The sequence below is a fragment of the Gardnerella massiliensis genome (assembly GCF_003408845.1).
Taxonomy (GTDB): Bacteria; Actinomycetota; Actinomycetes; order Actinomycetales; family Bifidobacteriaceae; genus Bifidobacterium; species Bifidobacterium vaginale_H.
Window position 1 is genome coordinate 13,850 of sequence record NZ_LRTV01000008.1, and the last position, 18,764, is coordinate 32,613.

Sequence of the window (18,764 nt, forward strand, 5' to 3'; positions counted from 1 at the left end):
ATAAGAAAATAAGAAAATAGGAAAATCTTCATAAAGTACTATAAAATTACACAACTTATTGAATAGTTAGCCGATACTTACTAAACGGCTCAACTGGTTATTACTAGACAACAGGGAAGGCGTGCTATGACACCAATAACGCGTGAAACTAAAGCACTGTACGAAATGTGTGCAGTTGCTTTGGTGCGTGGTACTGCTACGCTCGACGGCGCAGATGAAGTAGGATTTACACTTGATTTGCCAATATTTACCGTCAGCCACGTAGCGCGCCTCACCAACACGCACCCACAGACACTACGACAATACGACAGGTTACGTTTAATCATGCCGCAGCGTACGGAAGGTGGCGCTCGCAGATACTCGCTGCGAGACGTAGGTAGAATCGTACAAACTCAGCGTTTAAGCCAAGAAGAGGGCATTAATTTAGCAGGAATTATGCAAATTCTGGCGTTGCAGGAAGAAAATAGGCAGCTTAAACGTCAGGTTCGTCATCTTACGGAAGTTGCAGAATCTTCTGAACGGAATATTTTCACTGCCAACACAGATGGGGATATTGTGGAAATGCAACGTTCGAGAAATGCGCGCCGTTGGAGGAGAGATATACGGACAGAAAGGCGAGCTTTGCCGTCGTCGTACTCGTCCGCAGCGTATGAGCATTCCGTAGATGGCAGCAAGCCTGGAGAAAAATCGGTAGTGGTGTGGAGAGCTTGGAGCGTGTGATAGCAAGCGCGAAACGATAGCGAAACAATTTCAACAACACAAAGGATATTGAATGACTGAACAGACGAAGGACATGAATTGCGCGTGCCCAACGCCTCAGAGTGGTAAGGGTGTACTGAAAGCAGTTTTTTGGGATATGGACGGTACGCTCATCGATTCAGAACCTTATTGGCACGAATCCGAGTTTTATTTAGTAAAAAAATATGGCGGATATTGGGATGAAGATTTAGCTTGGGAATGTTCCGGGGGATCTTTAGAAACTGTAGCAAACAAAATGATTCCTTCTGGCACTCGCCTTACTGTAGAAGAAGTCGGCAAGGGAATGGTTGACTACGTTGCTGCTCGCGAAGCCGAACATGTGCCGTGGGTGCCGGGCGTGCTGGATGTGCTGGAAAATCTTGCTAAAGCGGGTATCCCCTCGATTTTAGTGAGTAATTCACCGAGATGCTTGGTTGAAAATATTGTGAAGCATGCGCCGGAAGGAAGTTTTGCCGGCTATGTGTGTGGCGACGACGGTTTTAAGCCTAAACCGAGTGCGGAGCCGTATCTTGCCGCTGGGAAAATGGTTGGTATCCACGGCAGTGACGAGGAGATTGCTGAAGGCATGGCGCATTGTATTGCTATAGAAGATTCCGCGTCGGGGCTTGCCGCAGCCGTTGCTTCAGGTGCAACAGTGATTGCGCAAACTGGTTTCTCGCGTGCGGATGTGAGCGATAGTAAGCAGCATGCGGAACTGGATGGTTATGCGGGAGTAACAGTTGCGTCGCTTGAAGACTTGGTTGCGCAACGCTGCAAATAAAGTAACGCCATAAATAACGTAACGTAATCTAACGTAATGCAAAGCAACGTAATCTAGCGTAGCGTAACGTAACGTAACGCTACGCTACGCAGTATTACGTAGACTGCCAAGTAATTATATTCCTTGCGTTATTTTGCGTTACCTTCTGTCGGAAGAATAAGAGGAACGGTCAGTTCCAGATTGGCCTGTCTCTCCACCTGCGGAAGAACCACCGCCGGCACTACTAGAATTGTCACTTCCACCGTTGGACCCGTCTAAAGCAGTATTATCGCTAGATGACGGGCCGTCAGCGTGCGCTTCCCCTTCAGACTTGCGTTTGTTATCTGCGTCCTCGCTGCTATCGCTGTGCTCATAGGTGCGTGGCTCTCCCAATCCCCACGTACCATCTTGGCCGCCTATCTTGCCGTTGTCCTTAACTTCAGGGAACTTAACAACGGGCGTCCCTGCCAACGCTTGCTTCATGTAGCGAGTAAACATGTGCACAGGATAGTCGCCGCCGCCAAAGTAACCATGGAACGGTTTAATCACCTGCGGGCTGCCGTTAGCATCTGGGTTCCAAATTGCAAAAGCAGTAACCACATTCGGAGTATAACCCACAAAACTGCCGGCAGTCATGTCGTTAGCCGTGCCAGACTTACCAGCAATCGGACGGCCAACCGCGCGCGCTTCGGCAGCAGTGCCGTGCTGCACGACCCCAATCATTGCTTGAGTGGCGAGAGCAGTATCAGTTGGAGAGAACACTTGCTTTCCGGCAGTTGGGGCACGATAAAATTCCTTACCATCCGGATTTTTCACACTCGCAACAATATGCAATTCCGGACGCTTGCCTTGATTGGCAAACGTTGCGTACGCGCGCGCAATCTCGCTCACGTGTACGGGATCATTGCCTAATACGGTAAACGGATTCTTGCCGTTAACACGTTTCGGACTCAAGCCGGCAGTAACAGCAATGTGCGCTACCGAACGGGCGCCCAGCTTTTGCTGCAAATCCATGTACACAGTATTTACAGAATTGGCCGTAGCACTATACAAATTCACCATACCAAAGCTTCGATTAGAGAAGTTTCCTACCGGCGTATCAATGCCCTCAAACTTGCGTGGCGAATTGCCATTAAATTGCGTATTCAAGCTAGTGCCGGCCTGGATTGCCCCCAATAATGCGAACGGTTTCATAGTTGATCCAGGCTCATACAGTGCTTGCGTTGCGTTATTAAGCTGCTTTTTAAGGTAGTCGTCACCAGCGTAAACCGAAATAATTGAACCGTCCTTGGCGTTAATTGATATGCCGCCAACTTGCAGACCTTCCGGCACGATACCGCGGCCGCCTTGCGAAGGACTTGCGACGTGGAACATCAAGTCTTGTTTAGCTTTATCAATAGTTGTAATAATGCGATACCCGCCGCTGTCAAGATCTTCTTGCGTAAAGGCACCGTTGCGGGTAAGCTCGTCGCGAACCATGTGAAGCAGGTAGCCTTGAGGTCCTGCGTACACGTTTTGCGCGGTTTGCACAATAGTTTTTGGCAGAGTTGCGCTCGCTGCTTGTGCGGCGGTAATATATCCGTCCTGTTTCATGATGCGTAATACGCGTTTGAAACGAATTCCTGCTTCCTTAGGACCAATAGCCGGATCCCAGCTGCTTGGAGCCGGAATAATACCAGCTAACAGTGCTGCTTGCGGTAGCGTCAAATCTTTGGCTTCAACGCCAAAATAAGCCTTCGCTGCCGCTTGAATGCCGTACGCGCCACGTCCCAAATAAATAGTGTTCATATAATTGCACAGAACCGTATTTTTATCTTGCGTTTGTGCAATTTTCAGCGCTAGCACAGCTTCGTGAAGTTTGCCTAGGTACGATTTTGTTTCGCCAAGATAGTAGCGTTCTGCGTACTGTTGGGTGATTGTAGAGCCGCCCCAGCGCCCGCGTTTCGTAACGTTATGAATAAGCGCACGGCCGATACCCTTAAAGTCTATGCCGCCGTCGTGGTAGAAGGAACGATTTTCTGAAGCAACAATTGCTTTACCGACGTAATCTGGTAGCACTGAACAGTTAATAATTTCGCGATTTTGCTCGGCGAAAGAACCTAATTCTGTTTTGCCATCCGCATAATACACTTTCGTTTTATCTGCCATAGCAACTTTGTCTGGGGCAGGTATGTCTGTAGTTGCGTACATGTAAGCGAAAACAAGCGCACCTAACAGCGGGGGAACGAGTATTGCTATAAGCATCCAGAAAAGAATGGGGTGCCTACCGCGCCAAGTTCTGCGGCGTTGCTGACGCGTGTAGTTAAGAGAGCGTTCTTTTCGTGTGCCTGAGCCACTAGAGTTCCTTCTGGAGTTTCTTTGGGAATTCCTCCGGTAATTTGAAATTGGTGACGAATCTGGGTCGTAATTTGCGTCGTAATTTGCATCGTAGTCGGACGTGTTGCGCCTACGCGACGGTGTCGCTGCTGACGTGTCCGTACGTTTCTGCGATTGAGACGAAACGCTTCTTGGCGTGTTGGATCGTGAAGTAGACGCTCGCCGCCCAGTATTGTGTACAACCATACTTTCCACCGTAGCGCCCGGTATTGAATTTTTCACAAAACTGTTTTTTTATTCTTTTATTTTGACGAAGGCAGAGCAGAGTCGTGTGGAAGCAACTAGAAATGTTTTATATTGTTTTATATTGGTTAGAGCATAGTATGATGAAGTGTGTATGAGTGCGACATAATGTAATGCCGCTGATTTTTTGCAGGCAAGGAGTCTATATGAGCATCCGCGTTGCCATTGCCGGTGTAGGTAATTGCGCTTCGTCGCTGGTTCAGGGCGTTGAATGTTACAAAAACGCTGATGACGGTGAGAAAATTCCAGGGTTGATGCACGCTGTGTTCGGTCAGTATCGTGTGCGCGATATTGAGTTTGTAGCAGCGTTTGATGTTGATTCGTTGAAGGTTGGTCACGATTTAAGTGAAGCAATTGGCGCTTCGCAAAATAACACTATTCGTTTTGCAGACGTACCAAATTTGGGCGTACAGGTTATGCGTGGGCCTACTTACGACGGTTTGGGCGACTATTATCGTGAGATGATTGATGAGTCTGAGGTTGAGCCGGTTGACATAGCTCAAGTTTTGCGGGATAAGAAAGTGGACGTTTTGGTTTCTTATCTTCCGGTTGGATCCGAAGAAGCAGATAAGGCTTATGCTACGGCTGCGATGGAAGCTGGCTGCGCTTTTGTAAATTGTCTTCCAGTATTTATTGCTTCTGATCCTGAGTGGGCGCAAAAGTTCCGTGATGCTGGCGTGCCGATTATTGGCGACGATATCAAAAGTCAAGTGGGCGCAACCATTACGCACCGTGTGATGGCGCGTCTTTTTGAGGATCGTGGAGTTCGTTTGGATCGCACCTATCAGCTGAATGTTGGCGGCAATATGGACTTCATGAATATGCTTCAGCGTTCCAGGCTTGAGTCTAAGAAGATTTCTAAGACGCGTGCAGTGACGTCAATTGTTCCTCACGAAATGGATGAGCATAACGTTCATATTGGCCCATCAGATTACGTGGCATGGCTGGACGACCGTAAGTTTGCTTTTGTGCGTTTGGAAGGTACTACGTTTGGCGATGTTCCGTTGAACTTGGAATACAAGCTCGAAGTTTGGGATTCTCCAAATTCTGCCGGCATTGTTATTGACGCAGTTCGCGCGGCAAAAATCGCGTTGGATCGCCATTTGTCGGGGCCGATTTTGGCTCCAAGCTCCTACTTTATGAAATCTCCAGCTGTACAGCATGAAGATAGTGAGGCGCGAGAGCTGGTCGAGCGTTATATTGCCGGCGAAGTTGAAGCGGATGCTTCGCAACTTGCGGCAGACGTGGAGTCGGCAAAAGAGCATGGTAAAAGCGTTTGGCGCGCTTAACTCAATTTGTTCTAGACGTGTCTTGTTCTCGACATGTAGCGAATATCGTGTAATATAGGTAAAGCCTCCGCGTGGCGCTATGTCACCCAATCCCCCCAGGGCAGGAATGCAGCAAGGGTAAGTGGCCTCTGGTGGGTGCGCGGGGGTTTCTTTATATCCGCGATTTTATTTCGTTTACAACTAGCGCTGTCGCAGAGGCTGTCGTAAAGTCTAAGGTATGAGCGAAGAATTGACAGGAACGCAATTCGATCCTGATGCTGAACATTCTCAACGTGCTGCTGAGAAGCATGAGGCAGCATTGTTAGGTGAAACTTTGCAACAAGCCATGAAACACGATAGTAGCGTTCGGGAAGGCTCTGACTCTCTGCAGTCGCAGCCGATTGCCCCGTTTACGCCTGTTGCGGCGCCATCTTCTGATGCTCCTGACTCGTCTAACAGCGACAATGTGACGCCACTATTCGATGAGCATACTGCGTCCCAAACTAAAAGGCACGATACTCCTGCTTTTCGTGCTGCCACTTTTCGTTCTACCGATTTTGAGTCATTGGATTCGAATAGTGCTGTTGCCTCCGACGACGGTACAGTAAGCTCTGATGCCACTAATCCCGTTCTTTCGCAGGTGGATACTGCGTTAGTAACAAATAGTGCGTTAGGTGCGAATACTGCGCAAAAAGTCGCCAATTCGCTAGCGCAAGATTTTTCTTCCGCAGACGATGAAGTAGCGCAAGTCGATCCGCTTATGAAACGTCCGCGATTGTCTACCATACTATGGTGCGTTGTTCTCGCAATTGGCTTTTTGACGTCGGCGGTAGCTTTGTGGTTTATGACGGTGAGAACAGTTGCCGGACAAAGTTACGAAGAAATGCTTATTGACGGTTTTGGTACCCAAGGTGTGCCATCTTGGCTTGCTTTTCTCTTGCGTTCGATATGTAATTCGATAACGGTTGTTGCGCTTGGTATTATTCTTGCGGTAGTTGCGTTGGTAATTGTCTGCGTGCGCAAACGTTGGTGGCTGCTTGGACAGTGTGCTGCAATTATTGTTGTTTCTGCCGCAGCGGAGCCGTTGAAAAAGATTTTGCCGCGTCCGTTACTTGTGCATATTGAATATTTGGCTGCAAATTCCGCACCTTCTGGGCATGCTCTGCTTATTTCCGCAGCGTGCGCACTTCTTGTTTGCGCAGTGTCGCGTAGGTGGCGTGCGTGGGTGGCTCTTTTGTCTGCGGTTGTGAACGTGCTGGTTGAGCTTTCGTTAATTGCGGGTCATTGGCACCGGTCGGCAGATGTGCTTATGTCTGTGCTTATTGTGGGAGCTGTTACGCTGGGTGTGTTGGCATGTACTCGTTCGAGTGGTATGGATAATCCAGAACACCGGTGTTCTTCAATGGGCGTACAGATTGTTGGCAGCTCCATGATTACTTTAGGCGTGTTGTCTTGCTTATATTCTGCGTATCTTATATGGCAGATTATGCCGGGAGTTTCCGTTGCTGCTCGTTGGGCGTCGAATGTGTCGTATATTGCTACGTACTGGGTGATTATTGGAATAACCCTACTGGTGTATGGTGTTATCATGGTTATGCGCCATGCGACAGCGGCTCCATTAAGTAGGCTCGGTTTAGTTGGTGCGCCACCGACTCCGCCGCCAGCTGCTTAGTGAATACTTGCGTAAAAATGTTGTATAACAAACCAGCTAACGGCGTGTTGTGTTACGTGTAATATTGTGCGTTTTGCACCAATATGTCTACTCTATCTGCTTTTATCCACCGAGGTGGAATTTGATAGACGTATAGCATATATTTGCGATACAGTTAGCGTGAAACGTACAAAGTTTACGCTTATATGTTTGATTGTTTGAAGAAAGGAGCGAATATGGCAGCGGAACATAAGCTTGTCATTGTGGAGTCTCCCACGAAGGCGCGAAAGATTGGCGGGTATTTGGGTAATGGATACACCGTGATGGCGTCGGTGGGGCATATTCGCGACCTCGCTCAGCCAAGCCAGGTGCCGGCTTCACGCAAAGCAGCGTTCGGCAAGTTTGGTGTAGATGTCGATCATGGTTTTGCTCCGTACTATGTGGTTGGGGCGGATAAAAAGAAAACGGTTGCTGATTTGAAGGATGCGCTCGCCAAAGCTGACGAACTGTATCTGGCAACTGATGAGGATCGCGAAGGTGAGGCTATTGCTTGGCATTTGGTGGAAGCTTTGAAACCAAAAGTGCCGGTTAAGCGCATGGTTTTCCACGAAATTACGAAAGATGCTATTCAATCTTCGTTAAGTAACACGCGTGACGTTGACGACAATATGGTTGATGCTCAGGAAACGAGGCGTGTGCTTGATCGATTGTACGGTTACGAACTTTCGCCAGTGTTGTGGCGCAAAGTTGGTCCGGGACTTTCGGCTGGACGCGTGCAGTCTGTTGCTACTCGACTTATTGTTGAGCGCGAACGCGAGCGAATGGCGTTTACTAAGGCGTCTTATTGGGATATTAGTGCCACTTTGAGTGCTCCTAGTGCTGAAGGTAAGGACGTTGAGTTTGAAGCGCGCATGAGCGAGCTGAACGGTCAGCGTTTGGCTGGTTCTAAGGATTTCAACGCAAATGGCGAATTAATTACTCCTAAAGGTGAGTCTCAATCTGCCCTACATATAGACGCTACGTTTGCTGACAATCTTGCAAAATCGCTGCAGAATGTAGATTTTGTAGTGAAAGATATGGAAACTAAGCCGTATCGTCGTCGTCCTTTGCCGCCTTTTACTACGTCAACTTTGCAGCAGACGGCTGGAAATCGTTTGTCAATGAGCTCTCGTCAAACTATGCGTGCGGCGCAATCTTTGTACGAAAACGGCTACATTACTTACATGCGTACGGATTCGGTAACGCTTTCTAAAGAAGCAATTGAGGCTGCGCGTGCTGCTGCGCGTGAAGCTTTTGGCGCTGAGTACGTTGCTGATTCTCCTAAGCAGTATGCAACCACCACTGCCGGCGCTCAGGAAGCTCATGAGTGTATTCGTCCAGCTGGAGCGCATTTCCAAAATCCTGCAAGTCTCGCTGACAAACTTCCTGCAGATCAGCTGAAGTTGTATACGCTTATTTGGCAGCGCACTCTTGCTTCCCAAATGGCTGACGCTACCGGTTTTACTGCGACGGTGAAGCTGAATGCTGAGGCTGGGGAGTTTGGTACCGCATTATTCCAAGCTTCTGGCACAGTAATTACGTTTGCCGGTTTTATGAAAGTGTTCGGAACTGCCGCCTCTGAGGGTGAGGATACTAAAGCGCTACCTCCGATGGAAGCTGGCGATGTGCTTGCTGCTCGCGAAGTTACAGCTCACGATCACGAAACGCAGCCTCCTGCACGTTATACGGAAGCGTCGTTAGTAAAAACGTTGGAAGCTAAGGAAATTGGCCGACCTTCTACGTACGCGAGTATTATTTCGACGATTATTGATCGCGGATATGTGTACGAGCGTGGGCGTGCGTTAATTCCTTCTTGGCTCGCTTTCGCTGTGATTAAGCTGTTGGAAGCTAATTTCCCAAAGTATGTTGACTACGCGTTTACTGCAGATATGGAAAATGGCCTGGACAGGATTGCGCATGGTGAAGAAACTGGTCGCGATTGGTTGACTAGATTCTATTTTGGTTCTGGCGATGGTTCTGCTCAATCTTCTGACGATGCTCAGAGTGGATTGCAGCAGCAGGTTGCGGAACTTGGTGAAATTGACGCGCGCGAAATCAATACGATTGATATAGGCGATGGGTTGCATGTGCGCGTTGGTCGCTACGGCCCATATTTGGAAGATACTGAGCATTTAGATGCGGAAGGTAATCCTCGTCACGCTTCGCTGCCGGAAACGTTGGCTCCAGATGAGCTTACTGTTGCCGTGGCTCATGAGTTGCTCGAGAATAATGCGGAAGGTCCGCGCGTTCTTGGTACCGATCCGGAAACTGGCGGTACTGTGGAAGTGCGAAACGGTCGTTTTGGCCCGTACGTGGCGTTGGTAGAAGCGCAGGATGATTCCGAAAACGAATCTGAAAACCCTTCCGATAAGACTTCCAAGTCTGCTAAATCTTCTAAAACTGAAGCAAAAACGACTAAGCCACGTCCAAAAATGGCGTCTTTGTTTAAGACTATGGATCCTGCAACTTTAAGTTTGCAAGATGCTTTGCGACTTTTGAACTTGCCGCGTTTGGTGGGTGAGTATGAGGAAGTTGATTCCGAAGGCGTAGTAAAACTTGCACGAATTGAAGCAAGTAACGGACGTTACGGCCCGTATTTAACCAAAACTTATGCTGCTGTGGACACTGCTGCGGGAGAAACGGTAGAATCCAAGCCGGAGACGCGTTCGCTTGCAAGTGAAGACGCTATTTTTAGTACGACTTTAGAAGAAGCTCAAGCTTTGTTTGCGCAACCAAAGTACGGTAAGCGTACTAGAGGTGCAGCTAAGCCGCCACTTCGTGAGCTTGGTGCGGATCCGGAAACTGGTAAGCCGGTGGTAATTAAAGATGGTTTCTATGGCGCTTATATTACCGACGGCGAAACGAATCGCACTTTGCCAAAACAGTACACGCCTGAGTCAGTTGATCCGCAGGTTGCGTTTGAGCTGTTAGCGCAAAAGCGTGCTGCAGGTCCTGTAAAGCGTAAGAAGCGTACGACTAAAAGCGCTGCAAAGCCGACTGCAAAGTCAGCTACAAAGTCAGCTGCCGCAAAAAAGACGACTACAAAAAAGACGACTACAAAAAGATGACAGCAAAGAAAGAAACTGCTAAGTCAACTACTAAACGGGTAGGAGACTAGGGATTAAACATGGAATTTGAATATAGTGTCTTCTCTAAAAACTGTGAACGCCATAATAAACGCAGTCGTAGAAGTTCCAATACTAAGAATGGTGGATTATTCATTTCATTTGAAGGTATCGATGGTGTTGGTAAAACTACGCAAGTTAAGGCTCTTCGAGACTATTTGCAGTCGTTGGGTCGTGAAGTAGTGGTGACGCGCGAGCCTGGCGGAACGGAACTGGGCAAGTCCCTGCGCAAAATATTGCTGCACGGATCTTTTGTGGCTTCTAGGACTGAAGCACTGTTATTTGCGGCCGATCGCGCTCAGCACGTGGCAGAAGTAATTCGTCCTGCGCTTAATCGCGGTGCGGTGGTAATTACGGATCGTTATATTGACTCTTCGCTGGCATACCAGGTTGGTGGGCGAGGATTGGCAATGGACGATGTGTGCGAATTGAGCGAGTGGGCTACGGATTCTTTGTGGCCTGATCGCACGTATTTACTGGACATGCAGTCGGAAGCAGCTTTTGAGCGTTTGCTGCATCGTAGGCAGGACCGCATGGAATCTGCGGGAATTGATTTTGCCAGGCGTACACGTTGTGAATTTTTGAAATTGGTGGATAAAGATCCATCAAGATTTAAAATTTTGGATGCAGAATTACCTATACCAAGCTTATTGAGCATAATTGAACAGGATGTAAGGGATTTGTTAGAGCATGTGGATGATAATAGTTCTATAGAAGATTGTGATGGTAAATCCGCTATATCTTCGCATGTTGCATCTGTTGCTCGCGCTAAAACTACTGTCGATAACAAAGAACTTGTTGCTTCTTGTTGCTGTTAATTACGAAGCACTCGGATATGTAGGTAGTAATGCTGGACAAATTTAGGGGGTGAAGTGATGAGCGTGTGGGATGCTGTGGTTGGGCAGACGCAGGTTGTTGAGCGGTTGCGAAAAGTTGCGTGTGCAAGTCCTAGTGATATACCGCAATCTTGGCTTATTTGTGGCGCTGCTGGCGTCGGCACATCCCAAGTTGCGCACGCTTTTGCTGCGGCTCTTGAAAGTCCAGATCATGGCGAAAGTGAGGATAGTCAGCTCAGCAAAGAGGCTCGCGAAGTGCTTGCCGGTTCTCACCCGGATGTTCGTACGTTGCGTACGGATGGAGTGACCCTAAGCGTTGAGGCTGTGCGCGAAGTAATCGGCTTGTCGGAGCAAATGCCAAGTATTGCGCCGTGGCGAATTATCATTATTGAAGATGTTGAACGCATGCTTGAACGAAGTACTAACGTTCTGCTTAAAGAGATTGAGGAGCCAAGCGAGCATACGATATGGCTTTTGTGCGCTTCAGACGCGCAACAGGTGCTTCCAACAATTCGTTCACGCACGCAACGTGTGCAATTAACTACTCCTGACACTCAAGCGGTAGCGGAGTATGTTGCTGCGAAAACTGGTGCAGATAATAAGCTTGCTAGTCGTTCGGCTAGACTTTCTCAGGGGGATGTTGCCACAGCATTGCTTTATGCGACTGATGAACGTGCGTTGAGTAGGCGAGACGAGTTGGTTGCTGGCTTATTGCGTATGCACGACGCTAGTGACGCTGTGCTACTTGCGGCCATGCTGATTGAGGAAGCGACGGCGCAAGCAGAGGACGAAGTGCAACGAAATGTTGAGATTCAGCAGCAAGAGTTTCGTCGCATTAACGGTTTGTCTCAAAGTGATCGTGTACCGCCTAAGTTACGTACTGCTTACAATGCGATCGGCAAAAAAGATGACGTAAAGCGCAAAGTTACGCGCGTAAGTCGCGATGTCCTCAGCCGTTCTCTGAGTGCTATAGCTAGCGTATATCGCGACGTTCTTATAGTGCTCAACAACGCGCAGGAGGTTGCGCCGTTTATTAACCAAGAGTTTCAGTCTGGGATTGTGCAATTAGCGCAAGGGCTTACTTCTTCTCACGCGCTGTTGTGCGTGGATAGTATTGCTACCGCAAGGCGACGTTTAGCTAGTAACGGTAACGCAACGCTTGTATTTGAGGCGTTGTTGTGCTCTTTGTTGTGATTGTGTACTGATTGTGATTGTGATTGCGATTGCTATTGTGATCGTGGTTACCATTAGGTTTGTTTGATTTCGATACTTGCTAGTTGCGGATAGTCATTGAGATAGTAGATACTTACAGTATGAATATTTCTACAGATTTCACTATCGTGCCTGATGAATACTCCAAAGCTGCACCGGAGCAGAACAAAATTGGCGGAGTGCCGGTAGTTTCCTTCCCGTTTTATATCGATAATCTTGATCCTCGCGCGCATTATTTGCATTGGCGATTTGTTGACGACGATGCCATACCGGTATGCGGTTTTGAATGGATTCATTGGACGGTTGCCAACGTTCCGGTAGAGGCGTTAATGTTCGATTTTAACGATTCTCACGCGTTGCAAATTCCGGCAGATTTTTCCAGAACAATGTCGGCTATGATTCCGGAAGCGTTACAAGGTCGAAATTCGCAGGCAAGTAGATTTGTCGGTTGCACGGATCCGTCGGTAACTACGCGTTATAACGGCCCACAGCCGCCAGATAAAGACCACGAGTACATGCTTGAAGTGTTCGGAAGTGAACGTCCATTGCCGCATCTTCAGCAAGGATTTTATATGAATGAATTATTGCGCGAAGTACGAAATAGTGGAACTGTTGTCGACGCTGGCGGCATGTTCTTAACTGGCCGCGCATAACTTTCGCCATCGGCGATAGAATCAATCGGTAAGAATAAATAAACAATTTCAACAAAGAGGATGCAAATATGGCATGCACAACAATTCTCGTCGGACGCGGCGCAAGCTACGACGGGTCCACGCTTATCGCGCGTAACGAAGATTCCGCGAATGGCGAATTTAATCCAAAACGTTTAGTGGTAGTAAAGCCGGAAGATCAGCCGCGCGTTTACAAGTCTGTTCTTAGCCACGTAACGGTTGAGTTGCCAGACAATCCAATGCAGTACACTAGCGTGCCAAACGCGGACTTGCGCGAAGGAATTTGGGGAGAAGCTGGCGTTAACGAAGCAAACGTCGCAATGAGCGCAACCGAAACGCTTACTTCCAACGAGCGTGTGCTAGGCGCTGATCCGATGGTTGAATTGCAGAAAGCACAAGGCAAAGTTGGCGATGCTGACTACAAGCCGGAAGTTCCAGGCGGAATTGGTGAGGAAGATTTCCTAACGCTTGTTTTGCCTTATATTCGTAGCGCTCGCGAAGGCGTTGAGCGCTTGGGTGCGTTGCTTGAAAAGTATGGCACTTACGAGATGAACGGTGTTGCTTTTTCTGACGTGAACGAGATTTGGTGGTTCGAAACCGTTGGCGGCCATCATTGGATTGCTAAGCGTGTGCCGGATGAGGCTTATGTTGTGATGCCAAACCAGCTTGGAATTGACGAGTTTGATTTAGACGATGCTTTTGGCGATCAGGAAGAGCATATCTGCTCGGCTGATTTGCTTGAGTTTATTGAAGAAAATCATTTGGATTTGTCGGTTGAAAACGCTTCTCCGTTCAATCCTCGCGACGCTTTCGGTTCTCATTCGGATGCCGATCACGTGTACAACACGCCTCGCGCATGGTTCATGGAGCGCTTCTTGAATCCTTATGACGAAGTGTGGGACGGTAAAGATGCTGATCATCGTCCGGACAGCAACGACATTCCTTGGGCGCGTCAGCCAGAACGTAAGGTGACGATTGAGGATATTAAGTACGTACTCAGCTCTCACTACCAGGGCACTGAATACGATCCTTACGGCAAGCTTGGTGACGAACACACTCGCCACATGTTGCGTCCGATTGGTATCAACCGTCAAAGCGAGCTTGCTGTAATGCAAATCCGCCCTTACGCGCCGGAAGCAATGCGCGCAATTCAGTGGATTACCTACGGATCTAATCCTTTCAACTCTTTGATTCCGTTCTATCCAAACGTAAATCGCACTCCAAAGTATTTGGAAGACACCACTACTCGCGTAACAAGCGAAAACTTCTACTGGGAGAATCGTATTATTGCGGCTCTTGCGGATGCTGCATTTAACGACACTGCCAACGCAATCGAGCGCTACCAGGAAACTGTTGGCTCCCTTGGTCACGCAATGGTTAAGAACACGGATGCTACGGTGGCAGATCTTCTTGGCGTTTCTTTGAGGGATTACGAGCCAGAGCGCGAAGGCGATGAGGATTACGATGATTTAGTTCGCGATCCTGAAGCGATTATTGCGGAGCTTCGTAACGAAAAAGTTCGTGAGGCTTTGGCTGAAGCGAACGACGATATGGCAGCAAAGTTGAAGAAAGAAACCGATTCTTTGCTCGACACTGTGCTGTACATTACCAGCATGCGTATGAAGAATGGTTTTAATCGTTCTGATCACTAAAGTTAAATTTTTTAATAATTAAGTGCCTTCCTTAAGAGCCTCCCTCGTGAAATGAACTTTTTATTTCATAAGGGAGGCACTTTTGTTACCTTTTGTTATTTCGCTATAGAAGTTAGTAATAACACGCATAGATATTGCGCGTGGTGACTATGCTGCGAGCGAGCAATCGTATAGTATAAATCTTGTCGTTTTACGTTATTTGCACGCATTGTTGTGCTTAGCATGCCTATGAAAGAGGGGTACATGAGCATTCTTGATTCATACACTACGACTTTCGGTTTGGTTAAAAAAATTGATGCTTTTGGGTATCTAAATTATTTGAAGCAGCATCCTGAGGAGCCTCGAAAGCATGGCAAAGTGCTTCTGGTTACTGCGGATACTCCCCTTAAAGCATCTCGCGGCGAGGGCAAAACAACCACCACTATTGCTTTGGTGGATGCGTTGCGTGAGCGTGGTGTAGATGCGGCTGCGGTTCTTCGTCAGCCAAGCATGGGCATTACGGCAGCTGGTTCTAAAGGTGGCGCAAGTGGCGGCGGTAAGTCTTCGCTTGCACACCCTGAGCTGATTGACTGGGGCTTGTGTGGCGAGATGGCTGCTATTGCCTGTGCTCAGAATTTACTAGTTTCGTTCGCTGAAAAGGCGATTGATGATGGCTTGCTTGATACCATTTTGGTGCCTCGTGTAAGTGAGGTTCCTTCGCGTTCGTTGCGCAGTATTGCCGTTGATTTTGGCAAGGGTACTGTTCCTGAGCGTGTGGTGTTGACGCCAACTTGCGAGCTTATGCAAATTGTGGTGTTGTCTCGCAGTATGGATGAAATTTCCGAGCGTGTCGCCGCTATGATTGCTGGCACGAAGGATGGTAAGCCTGTTAAGTTTGGCGACTTTGTTGACTTGTGGCGTATTACAAATATTCTCGCCGATGCTGTAAAGCCTGCAAAAACGGAAACTATTAACGGCTCTCCGATTTATGTGCACTGCGGCCCGTTCGCAAACGTTTCGCTTGGTATTCCAAGTTTGGTAAGCGTTGAAATGGCTTGCGCTGAGCACGATGTTGTAGTTGTTGAAGCAGGATATGGCACGGATGCTGGCGCTCAAAAGTGGTTGGATATTGCTTCTCGCGAGTTTGGTGCTGCATGGCCGGCTGCGGCTGTGGTTGTTACGCGCGCGACGACTTGGCGCGATGACGAAACTTTGGCTTGGCGTTATCCGTTCCATGTTGCTCGTCTTGAGTCGCTTAATATTCCTACTTTCCCGTTGATTAATTTGTGGGAAGGTGAGGATGATCAAGTGCCTGAATTGTTGGAGCAGGCTAAGACGTTGGGCTTCCGCGAGCCGATTGTTGGCAATTTGTTCCGCGATGGCGGCGATGGTTTGGCGGATCAGCTTGACGATTTTGTGTCGGTAATTAGTGCTGATGCTGAAACGCAAGTGCCAGAAAGTCGCAGAGGTCAAGCGCTTTTGGATCGCGTTAAGTTGCTGTGTGAAGAAGCGTATGGCGTTCCGTCTGAGCGTGTGATTGAAAAAGATGGTTTTGAGGATTCATTATCTGCAGCTGCTGATTTGTGTGCAAATGCTGGCGTTGATTTTAACAGCCTTGCGTTGGTGGCAGTTAAGTCTCCTGCGACTATGACTGACGACGATCACAAGCCGTTTGAGGAGCATACTGTTACCTTAAAGAAGGTGGAAGTTCACGCTGGTGCTGGCGTTGTGCAAGTGAATCTTACTTCTTCTCTCACAACTCCTATGCCAAAAATCGTATGATTTATTTGGTGCGTTTGACTCAATCGCACTTTAATTGTGCTTTTAATTGCACTTTGTAAATCTGCCCGCTTAAGCTGTTGAGCTTTGCGGGCGCGACGACCTGCTTTCGCGTTTAGGGCGTAGCGCGCGAAAGCAATTCGGAGCGGAAACTCGCTTAGGTTGGAAGTCCAGTGGACTTCCAACGCGAGTTTCGTTGCGAGCGCGTTAACCGCGGGAGCCGTGTGCTCTTTGCGGGCAGATATTTTGCAAATGTAGTAATATACTCGGCTGTAAAGTAATAAGCGTATATGGTGCGTATAACGCATATCAGTAGTTGGCTAGGAGTAAAAATGAGCGAGATTGAATCTGAAGAAACTAAAAATAATACTTCAGAAAATCGCAGTGAATGCGGCAAAGTCTTTCTCGCAGCAACTCCTATTGGCAATATGGGTGACGCTTCTGCGCGACTAATCAATCTCCTTGAAACGGCGGATATTGTGGCGGCTGAAGATACGCGCCGCCTCTACGATTTAGCAAACCGTCTTGGCGTTCACGTCGTTGGGCGAGTTGTCGCTTACCACGATCACAACGAGCGCAATAAGGCGGACGGCCTACTCGATGAAGTGGAGCAAGGTGCTAAAGTTCTTGTAGTTTCCGACGCTGGAATGCCGACTATTAATGATCCCGGCTTAGCTATTGTTCGTCGCGCAATCGAGCGCGGTCTTCCTGTTACCTGTGCTCCAGGTCCTAGCGCTGTTCTGGATGCGCTCGCACTTTCCGGGCTCCCAACTGACCGCTTCTGCTACGAAGGCTTCTTGCCACGCAAATCTGGTGAGCGTCAGCAGCATTTGCGTTCGTTGCGCGCAGAGCGTCGAACGATTGTGTTCTATGAGGCTCCACACCGTATCGCGGAAGCTATGGAGGACGTGCTAGCTGTGCTCGGCCCTAATCGTCCAATGGCATTGTGCCGTGAACTCACCAAAGATTTTGAGGAGATTCGTCGCGGAAGCGTGCAGAGTATTCGTGACGGCGTTTTGGAGGATCCTCCTCGCGGCGAAATAGTGCTGGTTATTGGTGGCGCTAACGATGATGAAGTGCGGGAAGAAAGTACCGATTTAAGTGTGGAAGCGCTTGCCGAGCTTGCAATTAATTGCGCCGAAACGGAAGGCTTACGCATTAAAGAAGCGATTACTAAAGTAGTACGGGAGCATCCATTTGCGGACGGTTCTTTCGCTCATCGCAAGCAAGTGTATGAAGCAGTGCTGAAGCGCAAAGGTGATGTACAAGAGTAGAGTAACGTACAAGAGTAACGTACAAGAGTAACGTGTTTTGCAAAAAGGTAACACTCTGCATTAAGACGAATATCAGCGAAACGAAAGTTAAACTAACCTTTACTTAACGTTGGCAATAATCGTACGCTGCAAATAGTATGTCGAAACTATATCGCACATCTGGACCGCCTTGTTGCGCAATGTATTCTAATAATTTGGCGTCGGCGGCGGGATTTGCAATAACCCATCGACGCAACTCTGGAATATGTTTCGCAATATGCCATAGTATTTTCGTTGGCGTGTCTGGATTTATAGCAACTTGTGGCGTAAGTATTATTGGAGGTTGCGGTGGTGGCGTCGGCTGCACTGCTTGCGTCGGTTTTGTCATGTTGTCCTCATTTCTTCTTTAAGATGATGTATCCACTCGCGTGCGCGAACGGAACCAGGGAAGTAGGGGTTTGCGTTAAGAATCCGTATGCAATTATTCAAATCGATGCAGTAGCGCTCTATTAATGAGTGTGCAACACTTTTTCGATACGGTTCGTAATATTCGTTTTCGCATGGCGTATACGCTAAATCGCAAATAGTACGTTCTGGAGTAGTTACTCGAACGTCTCCAATAACAACATAATCTTCGTCACTAAGCTGTCTGCGAAATGAGCGTATTGCGTGATCGTGCGGCTTCCTTCGACAATTGCTGTAGTTAATAATATCGATATTTACCGGGAACGTTCCGCCTAACCATACCCAGGCTGCAGTAAATGAACAGACAATACTCTCCTCTGGTATGAGATTACTTATAATTTTGCCTCGCCCTTTGGTGGAAAGTGCCAGGGATTGCGTATATCCGCTTTGCGTGCTCAGCTGGTTGAATACTCCCAATTGAGAAAGTTTTTTCATGCACATAGGTCCTGGAAGTTGACTGTTGCCAAGTAATGTTGGGAATTCATTGTTGCTAGATTTATTGACGTCTTCCAAAGTTGCGCTGATCTGGAGATTTGCGTTGGTGCGAATAGCGTAGTGTTCCTGGGGTGTTGTCAACGCGTGTGTTGCGGGCAGAGGGTTGTGTGCTGCTGGCAGGGGGTTGTATGCTGCTGGCAGAGCGGACGCGGCGTGTAGCATCTGGTTGTGTTGCATAACTCACCTTCTTTCTCGGTATATTTGACTTCGCTGACCTTGGGG

14 protein-coding genes and 1 other RNA gene are annotated in these 18,764 nt (G+C 48.2%); 12 read left to right on the forward strand and 3 right to left on the reverse strand.

Translation table 11 applies throughout. The features are described from left to right. Positions 1–126: 126 nt before the first annotated feature. Entirely contained in the window at positions 127–720 is a 594-nt protein-coding gene (locus AXE77_RS04795; protein ID WP_116712375.1) for a heat shock protein transcriptional repressor HspR, read from the forward strand. A 52-nt stretch (positions 721–772) separates the two neighbouring features. Beyond that, positions 773–1,519 (forward strand): HAD family hydrolase, encoded by a 747-nt coding sequence (locus AXE77_RS04800; protein ID WP_430886653.1) that lies wholly within the window; start codon positions 773–775, stop codon positions 1,517–1,519. 138 nt (positions 1,520–1,657) lie between these two features. Here the strand turns inward: AXE77_RS04800 and AXE77_RS04805 are convergent, their stop codons facing one another. Continuing rightward, a complete protein-coding gene (locus AXE77_RS04805; RefSeq protein ID WP_165846080.1) occupies positions 1,658–4,060 on the reverse strand; it encodes a transglycosylase domain-containing protein in 2,403 nt (800 codons plus the stop codon). Positions 4,061–4,263: 203 nt separating this feature from the next. Between AXE77_RS04805 and AXE77_RS04810 the strand changes: the two genes are divergently transcribed. From AXE77_RS04810 to rsmI, 10 genes are all read left to right on the forward strand, one after another. Next, entirely contained in the window at positions 4,264–5,406 is a 1,143-nt protein-coding gene (locus AXE77_RS04810; protein WP_116712376.1) for an inositol-3-phosphate synthase, read from the forward strand. Between the two features lie 58 nt (positions 5,407–5,464). Next, an RNA gene (ffs, locus tag AXE77_RS04815) (signal recognition particle sRNA small type) lies at positions 5,465–5,561 on the forward strand. Between the two features lie 62 nt (positions 5,562–5,623). Further along, on the forward strand, positions 5,624–7,057 hold the full coding sequence (locus AXE77_RS04820) for a phosphatase PAP2 family protein (RefSeq protein ID WP_116712377.1): 1,434 nt from the start codon (positions 5,624–5,626) through the stop codon (positions 7,055–7,057). A gap of 215 nt (positions 7,058–7,272) precedes the next feature. Beyond that, complete coding sequence (gene topA / locus AXE77_RS04825) at positions 7,273–10,143, forward strand: type I DNA topoisomerase (protein WP_116712378.1); 2,871 nt, start codon at positions 7,273–7,275, stop codon at positions 10,141–10,143. A 59-nt stretch (positions 10,144–10,202) separates the two neighbouring features. Continuing rightward, positions 10,203–11,018, forward strand: coding sequence for a dTMP kinase (tmk, locus tag AXE77_RS04830; protein ID WP_116712379.1), 816 nt, complete (start codon positions 10,203–10,205; stop codon positions 11,016–11,018). A 57-nt stretch (positions 11,019–11,075) separates the two neighbouring features. Then, complete coding sequence (locus AXE77_RS04835) at positions 11,076–12,230, forward strand: DNA polymerase III subunit delta' (RefSeq protein WP_116712380.1); 1,155 nt, start codon at positions 11,076–11,078, stop codon at positions 12,228–12,230. Positions 12,231–12,349: 119 nt separating this feature from the next. Continuing rightward, positions 12,350–12,901, forward strand: a complete 552-nt coding sequence (locus tag AXE77_RS04840; RefSeq protein WP_116712381.1) for a YbhB/YbcL family Raf kinase inhibitor-like protein — start codon at positions 12,350–12,352, stop codon at positions 12,899–12,901. 68 nt (positions 12,902–12,969) lie between these two features. Continuing rightward, positions 12,970–14,571: a C69 family dipeptidase gene (locus AXE77_RS04845; protein ID WP_116712382.1), complete on the forward strand. Its 1,602-nt coding sequence runs from the start codon at positions 12,970–12,972 to the stop codon at positions 14,569–14,571. Between the two features lie 243 nt (positions 14,572–14,814). Next, positions 14,815–16,332, forward strand: coding sequence for a formate--tetrahydrofolate ligase (locus AXE77_RS04850; RefSeq protein ID WP_165846081.1), 1,518 nt, complete (start codon positions 14,815–14,817; stop codon positions 16,330–16,332). 329 nt (positions 16,333–16,661) lie between these two features. Further along, entirely contained in the window at positions 16,662–17,603 is a 942-nt protein-coding gene (gene rsmI, locus AXE77_RS04860; RefSeq protein ID WP_116712385.1) for a 16S rRNA (cytidine(1402)-2'-O)-methyltransferase, read from the forward strand. 103 nt (positions 17,604–17,706) lie between these two features. On the opposite strand, the gene AXE77_RS04865 is transcribed toward rsmI, so the two are convergent. Further along, positions 17,707–17,970 (reverse strand): variant leucine-rich repeat-containing protein, encoded by a 264-nt coding sequence (locus AXE77_RS04865; RefSeq protein WP_116712386.1) that lies wholly within the window; start codon positions 17,968–17,970, stop codon positions 17,707–17,709. Then, positions 17,967–18,719 carry a hypothetical protein gene (locus tag AXE77_RS04870; RefSeq protein ID WP_240612658.1) on the reverse strand — a complete coding sequence of 251 codons (753 nt, stop codon included), beginning with the start codon at positions 18,717–18,719 and terminating at the stop codon, positions 17,967–17,969. Before AXE77_RS04870 ends, AXE77_RS04865 begins: the two co-directional genes overlap by 4 nt. Positions 18,720–18,764: the final 45 nt, after the last annotated feature.

Bases quoted from the DNA above. Each gene is read 5' to 3' on its own strand.
- AXE77_RS04795 (WP_116712375.1), top strand. From the start codon at position 127: ATGACACCAATAACGCGTGAAACTAAAGCACTGTACGAAATGTGTGCA.
- AXE77_RS04800 (WP_430886653.1), top strand. From the start codon at position 773: ATGACTGAACAGACGAAGGACATGAATTGCGCGTGCCCAACGCCTCAG.
- AXE77_RS04805 (WP_165846080.1), bottom strand. From the start codon at position 4,060: ATGGTTGTACACAATACTGGGCGGCGAGCGTCTACTTCACGATCCAAC.
- AXE77_RS04810 (WP_116712376.1), top strand. From the start codon at position 4,264: ATGAGCATCCGCGTTGCCATTGCCGGTGTAGGTAATTGCGCTTCGTCG.
- AXE77_RS04820 (WP_116712377.1), top strand. From the start codon at position 5,624: ATGAGCGAAGAATTGACAGGAACGCAATTCGATCCTGATGCTGAACAT.
- topA (WP_116712378.1), top strand. From the start codon at position 7,273: ATGGCAGCGGAACATAAGCTTGTCATTGTGGAGTCTCCCACGAAGGCG.
- tmk (WP_116712379.1), top strand. From the start codon at position 10,203: ATGGAATTTGAATATAGTGTCTTCTCTAAAAACTGTGAACGCCATAAT.
- AXE77_RS04835 (WP_116712380.1), top strand. From the start codon at position 11,076: ATGAGCGTGTGGGATGCTGTGGTTGGGCAGACGCAGGTTGTTGAGCGG.
- AXE77_RS04840 (WP_116712381.1), top strand. From the start codon at position 12,350: ATGAATATTTCTACAGATTTCACTATCGTGCCTGATGAATACTCCAAA.
- AXE77_RS04845 (WP_116712382.1), top strand. From the start codon at position 12,970: ATGGCATGCACAACAATTCTCGTCGGACGCGGCGCAAGCTACGACGGG.
- AXE77_RS04850 (WP_165846081.1), top strand. From the start codon at position 14,815: ATGAGCATTCTTGATTCATACACTACGACTTTCGGTTTGGTTAAAAAA.
- rsmI (WP_116712385.1), top strand. From the start codon at position 16,662: ATGAGCGAGATTGAATCTGAAGAAACTAAAAATAATACTTCAGAAAAT.
- AXE77_RS04865 (WP_116712386.1), bottom strand. From the start codon at position 17,970: ATGACAAAACCGACGCAAGCAGTGCAGCCGACGCCACCACCGCAACCT.
- AXE77_RS04870 (WP_240612658.1), bottom strand. From the start codon at position 18,719: ATGCAACACAACCAGATGCTACACGCCGCGTCCGCTCTGCCAGCAGCA.